At 69.0% G+C, this 406-nt stretch carries 1 protein-coding gene; it reads right to left on the minus strand.

What is annotated here, in order from left to right; translation table 11 throughout:
* On the minus strand, positions 1–343 hold a 343-nt coding region (locus AX703_RS11605; protein ID WP_062344234.1), incomplete at its 3' end, for a hypothetical protein.
* Positions 344–406 lie beyond the last annotated feature (63 nt).

Below are 406 nucleotides of genomic sequence, written 5' to 3' on the forward strand. Positions count from 1 at the left end.
GCCGCTCGGTCACGTGGACCGAGTAGGCGATGGGCAGCTTGTCGGGATAGAGCCACAGCAGCAGCACGGGCAGCGCGGCGAGGTTGGGTGTGCCGCCCGCCGCAGCGAGCGTCATCACGCCCCGGTCCTGGCCATATCGGAAGGTAATCCCGAGCGGCTGCGGGTGCCCGGCAAGGCCAAGGATCGTCTCGCGTGACCGAGCGCCGAAGATGGCGTCGAGTTCGGCCGGGGGCTCGGCCTCGGCGTCCTCGCCCACCTCGGCGAGGAACAGTTCGACCGCGGCAAAGCGCGCGGCTTCCTCGCGGGTGCAGGCAAGTTCGAGGGTGAGCTTGATCGAGGACATGGCTAGGGCTTTCGTGTTGCCGCGCGCCGACGCGTCCCGTTGCCAAGGCAAGGGATAGAACGG

It is taken from the genome of Novosphingobium sp. CCH12-A3 (assembly GCF_001556015.1).
In the GTDB taxonomy this organism is placed as follows: domain Bacteria; phylum Pseudomonadota; class Alphaproteobacteria; order Sphingomonadales; family Sphingomonadaceae; genus Novosphingobium; species Novosphingobium subterraneum.